Genomic DNA, 2,030 nt, shown 5'->3' with positions numbered 1-2,030 from the left:
GCGCGGTGCTGCCGATCGCGTTCGTGGCGCTCGCGGGCGACCTGTTGCCGGTGGCGCCGGGCTTTGCGGTCTATCCGCTGCCGCTGGTGACGAGCGCCGCCTATGGCCTGCTGATCGCCTTTGCCTTTGCCATGCCGCCGCTGGCGCGCGCGCGGACGCATCCGGCGGCGGCACAGCTGCGCAGCGGGGTCGAGGAGTCGCGTGGCATCGACCGCCGCAGCGTGGCGCTGGTCGCGCTGGCGGGAGCGCTGGTGGTGACGCTGGCGCTGGCGACCGCGCGTGAGCCGATCTTCGCCGGCGCAGTGCTGGGCGCAGTCGCGCTGGTCTTGCTCGTCCTGCTCGGCATCGGCGCGCTGATCCGGCGCGTTTCGGCAAAGCTGCCGCGCCCGCGCCGCCCGCTGCTGCGCCTCGCCCTGTCCAACCTGCATCGCCCCGGCGCGCAGACCGTAGCGCTGGTGATCGCGCTCGGCCTCGCACTCACGCTGTTTGTCACGCTCGCCGCGATCCAGACCAGCCTCGATGCCGAGATCGAACGCGCGGTGCCGCAGCGTGCGCCGAGCCAGTTCGTTCTCGACATCCCGTCCGAGTCCCGCGACGCCTTTTCCACGCTGGTTAAGCGGGAGGCGCCTGAGGCGAAGCTCAACATCGTGCCCTCGCTGCGCGGCACGATCACCGCCTATGGCAATACCCGCGTCGCCGATCTCAAGACCCTGCCCGAAGGTGCGTGGTTCCTGCGTGGCGAGCGCGGCGTCACATATTCCGCCGTGCTGCCGGAGGGCAGCGATCTGGTCGCCGGGCAATGGTGGCCGAAGGATTATGCCGGCCCGCCGCTCGTCTCGCTCGATCGGGAGGCCGCCACGATCCTCAAGGTCGGCGTCGGCGACACCATGACCGTCAGCATTCTTGGCCGCGAGATAACGGCGCGGATCGCGTCGCTGCGGCAGGTCAATTGGGACACGATGGGCTTCAACTATATTCTCGTCTTCTCGCCTAACACGCTTGCCGCCGCGCCGCACAGCCTGACCGCGACGATCGACATGGAGCCGAAGAACGAGGGCAAGGTGTCGCGCGCGCTGCTCGGCGCCTTCCCCTCGGCCTCAATCATCGCGGTGAGCGAGGTGGTGGGGCAGGTGCGCACGATCCTCGACCAGATGGCGACGGCGATTCTGCTCTCGGCATCGGTCACGATCCTGGCGGGCATCGCGGTGCTGGTTGGTGCGATCGCCGCGTCGCGGCAGGCGCGCAGCTATGACAGCGTCATCCTCAAGACGCTGGGCGCGACCCGGCGCCAGATCCTTGCGGCGCAGGCGCTGGAATATGCGCTGCTCGCGCTGACCCTCGCGGCGCTCGCTTTGGGGCTGGGCGGACTGGCGGCGTGGTATGTCATCACCGGCGTGTTCCAGTTCGGTTGGGCACCCGACTGGAGCATCGTTGCGGCGACGCTGGGTCTCGGCGCGCTGCTCACGCTCGGTATCGGGCTGCTCGGATCGCTGCCGGTGCTGTCGGTGAGGCCCGCTCAGGCGCTGCGGAGGCTGTGAGCGGGGCGCCCCCCGCTCATCCCCGCTTCAGATAGCCGTGCATCGTCATCCAGCTGACAAAGGCGTCGAACCAGCCGGTGCTGGTCGTCTCCTTCGGATACATGCCGAAACCGTGACCACCCTGTTCGTACAGGTGAAACTCGACCGGGCGCTTGGCGGTGCGCCATGCATTGACCAGGCCATAGTCGATATTGCCGAACAGCGGATCGTCGGCCGCGAGCGCGACGAACAACGGCGGCGCGTCGGCGGGGATCGTCATGGCCGACAGCGGGCCATAGATGTTGCCGATGAATGCGGGCTTGGCGTCCACGCCTGCCACCGTCGTTGCCATGGTCAGCATCGCGCCGGCCGAGAAGCCGACCATGCCGATGCGGTTCGGATCGACCTTCCACTCCCCGGCACGCTTGCGCACCAGTGCGAAGGCGGCGCGCGCGTCGGTGATCTGCGGCGTTAGTCCCGCCAGCTGCGCATCGGGAGAGGGGCGGGCGGGGC

General features: G+C 69.1%; 2 protein-coding genes. One reads left to right on the top strand and one right to left on the bottom strand.

The window, feature by feature from the left end:
• Positions 1 to 1,538 (top strand): ABC transporter permease (locus AX681_RS14840; RefSeq protein ID WP_156456111.1); only part of this gene is annotated, 1,538 nt, incomplete at its 5' end.
• Between the two features lie 16 nt (positions 1,539 to 1,554).
• On the opposite strand, the gene AX681_RS14835 is transcribed toward AX681_RS14840, so the two are convergent.
• On the bottom strand, positions 1,555 to 2,030 hold a 476-nt coding region (locus tag AX681_RS14835; protein WP_156456110.1), incomplete at its 5' end, for an alpha/beta hydrolase.

Source organism: Sphingomonas sp. CCH9-E2, assembly GCF_001557215.1.
In the GTDB taxonomy this organism is placed as follows: Bacteria; Pseudomonadota; Alphaproteobacteria; order Sphingomonadales; family Sphingomonadaceae; genus Sphingomonas.
The sequence above is the reverse complement of the archived record's forward strand: the minus strand, read 5'-3'. Positions and strand labels throughout refer to the sequence as shown.